This is a genomic window from Methylobacterium sp. E-016, from assembly GCF_022829745.1.
Lineage (GTDB): Bacteria > Pseudomonadota > Alphaproteobacteria > Rhizobiales > Beijerinckiaceae > Methylobacterium.
Genome location: NZ_JAKSYF010000207.1, coordinates 1 through 3,103, shown reverse-complemented (window position 1 = coordinate 3,103; position 3,103 = coordinate 1). Strand labels below are relative to the sequence as shown.

Here is a 3,103-nt window from a genome sequence, read left to right as displayed (position 1 = left end):
GGAACAACGGTCGATCCAATGTAAGTGGGGCGCTGATGTTCAATGCGGGCGCGTTCGCCCAGGTGCTGGAAGGGCCGCGCCGGCAGGTCGAGGAGACGTTCGAGCGGATCCAGTGCGACGATCGGCACGGCGACGTGACGGTCCTCCAATGCGGGCCGACGGAGAAGCGCAGCTTCGCGAACTGGTCGATGGCCTTCGTTGGACAGTCCGCCGGGGGACAGGCGCAGTTCAGCCGTCTGGCGGCGGAGAGTGGCTTCGACCTCTCGCGCCTGGACGGCGACGCCGTGTTCGCGATGCTGCACGGGCTCGTGCTGGAGGAGGAACGAGTGCCGGCCCCTGTGGCGAATGCTTCGCCGGCCGAGGTACACTCCGCAATGGGCCTCGACGTCGAGCAGCTGCGAACGGAGATCGCGCAGCTTCGGCGAGAGGATGCGGCCCCCCGAATCCCGCCGGCGCCCGACGCGGTCCTGGCCGGCCCGATCGCGTTCGTCGGTCCGCGCGCCCGCCCGCGGGGCGAGGCGACGGGCTCGGCTGGTAGTGCAGCGGACGCCGCCTTGTCCGTGCTCAAAACCGCCCTGGCGAGCGAGCGGCAACGGACGAGCGAGCTCCGGACGGAGATCGACGCGCTTCAGGTCGCGCTGGTCTTGCACCAGGACCAGATGGAGGCCCTGCAGACGGAACGGGACCGCTGGGCCGAGCGCGCACGCCTTCTTGCCGCGGCGATGGTCCAGGAGGCGGGCGACATCCATGAATCCTCTCATCCCTCAGGCCATTCTGGCGCACGGTCCGCTTAACCAGTTCACCCAGGGACTTCTGCAGCCATCCTCGTCGCTTGATTTTGTTCAGCTGTATCCAGTCGGCAAACGCGACCGCGATGTTCGATGAGTGGGCTGAGTACCCTGCTTGGTAAGTGGTGATCGACGCAGGCAACGCCTTCTTCGGCCGCGGCAGCGTCGTGCCGGCGCGTGCCGGTATTGTCGACAAGCGGACGTGAAGCACGAAGTTCGAGATGCAGACGTCGCGCTACACGACGCAGGTCGGCGAGCTGCCGATCGCGGTGGTGGGCTGATAGAGTGCTTGTGCGATCACCGGGGGCGACGGCTCGTCGTGGAGTGTACGCCGTGCAAACGGCGCGGCACCTACGACTAGGCTCGCCTCCGACAGCGGGTCGGCAAGCATGCCAATCTTATGACGTGTATCTCCGCCTAACCCAGACGTGCGATCACCAACAGGTGGTCAGCACCCGGCAGCCGAATCAGTATGGTCGGGCGTGTCGCGCCATGATCGGAGTCGAGGGAGGCGACGGGCGCGCGGGCTTGCCGTCCCGGACCTGAACGACGCCCTATGCCGAGGTGGGCAACCTCGATCTTTTCTCAACCGACAGCCATAACGTCGTTCTCGACGGCGTCATCGTCGGGTTTCCGACGCTAGATGCGGCGACGGGGTGACTTGGCGGTGCACCGATCCCAAGTGCGTTCGAGGACGCTTAGACCCGATTAACGCGCTGGCCTAGCAGCAGCGCAAGGGCGACGCGACCAAGAACGATGGCTTTTGCGACCTTGGCAACGCGCCTACGCAGCCGGAGGCGGCGACTTGATATAGAACCACTACCGCTCAAACAGCTGTTAAATCGAGGGAAGTTCCTATGGATCCGATAGAGGTGCTTACCGACGCACGTTCGAGAGAAGTGCCTTGGCCTCTCATCGTGCAAGCTCTTCGCGATCTCATGACACCAGGCAGCGTCGACGACCAAGGCAGGCCCTGGGTCGAAGTTGCTGCACATCTAACCGGCTATACAACTAGCCAGCTTTGGATCGGCATCAGAACATACGCATTCATACAAAAATTTATTAGTTCGCATGAGTTGCCAGCCCATGCACTTGAATGGCCCATGTCAAATCTTGAAGTAGTTACCCGCATTGCGAAAGCAAATGAAGGTCAGGCTAAGAAAATAGTTCGTAGCACAGATCAGCTTACATTGCGCAATTTGCGTAACATCTATGACCAAACTAAAAAGGACCCTACAAGCAAGATTTCTGCAATGAGTGCAGGCCTGCAATCGTCCAAGTCGTTTACAGATAAGCTGTTCAAAAACCTGTCAAATAAAGACGCTCTCCAACAGATCCTGGGTTTGCCACAAGGTTCGTCAGTTGGACGACTTAAGATATGGCCTGGTCGATATCCTTACTGTCACCCAAATTTTTACGTCGATTTCATGAGCGATGGCAAACTTTGTCTTGCTGCGTTCGAGGGTTTGAGATTTTTTGGTGATGTCAATTCACAGGTTGCAACGAAAGCAGCCTTGAAAGCAGCCGTTGAAGCAACATTTTTCGCTCAGTATTATCTTTGCGCTCCAAGTTGGGTGTCAACTGATGACCTTATATCGCTCAGAAAAAAATTAGGCCTCTTCAATGTTGGGGTTATTAGTGTCGGTGAGGAAAAGGTCATTGCAACTGCGCATCCCCTTGGGCCATCCGTGCATGACCGGCAAAGCGTTCTGTTGGAAGACAGCGCAATTCAAGCCCGATTAGGGATCGTCCCCTAGCGAGGCATGGACTAGAAATGCGTCAAAAAGCAAAAGGCCCAGCTTTTCAGCTGGGCCCTAAGTAAGTCTCGGCTCTCTATGCGAGTATGTGCGCAACCAATGCAGGCCGCGCACGTATCGAGTTGACTTAGAAGTCGCGCTGGACGCGGACCTTGGCCTGGAAGACGTCGTCGCTGACCGTGGTGCGAACGACGCCGCCGGCGTTGATCGCGGCGATGCGCGAGTAAGCGGTCGGATCCTTGTCGGTGTCGATCACGCGGCCGTTCTTGACGCCGATCTGGGTGTAGAGGCCTTCCACACCGATATCGAGGTCCTTCACCGGCGACCAGATCAGGCTCGCGCCGGCGACGAACTGGTAGGTGTCGCGAAGCGCCTGGCTGAGCTGGTAGAACCGGGTGCCGGGCGTGCCGACCGAGTTGCAAGCCTTCGCCGCTTTTGACCCCGCACGGTTGCAGGCTGAGAATGAGTGGCGAAGCTTCATCGTCGCCGTTCGTGGTGACGTGCTGGTTGGAATGATGCAAGTTGGAGACGATCAGATCACCGACCTGCACGTCGATC

2 protein-coding genes and 2 pseudogenes are annotated in these 3,103 nt (G+C 59.4%); 3 read left to right on the top strand and 1 reads right to left on the bottom strand.

Annotated elements, in window-relative coordinates:
* The 3 genes and pseudogenes from MKK68_RS29215 to MKK68_RS29205 all read left to right on the top strand — a co-directional run.
* Nucleotides 1-794, top strand: a 794-nt coding sequence (locus MKK68_RS29215) for a BLUF domain-containing protein (protein ID WP_244033701.1), incomplete at its 5' end; no start/stop codon positions are given.
* Nucleotides 795-916: 122 nt separating this feature from the next.
* Nucleotides 917-1,069, top strand: a pseudogene (locus tag MKK68_RS29210) (DUF4113 domain-containing protein); the annotation flags it as partial.
* Nucleotides 1,070-1,645: 576 nt separating this feature from the next.
* Complete coding sequence (locus MKK68_RS29205) at nucleotides 1,646-2,545, top strand: hypothetical protein (RefSeq protein WP_244033700.1); 900 nt, start codon at nucleotides 1,646-1,648, stop codon at nucleotides 2,543-2,545.
* Nucleotides 2,546-2,672: 127 nt separating this feature from the next.
* On the opposite strand, the pseudogene MKK68_RS29200 reads toward MKK68_RS29205, so the two are convergent.
* Nucleotides 2,673-2,963 (bottom strand): annotated as a pseudogene (locus tag MKK68_RS29200) (porin); the annotation flags it as partial.
* Nucleotides 2,964-3,103: the final 140 nt, after the last annotated feature.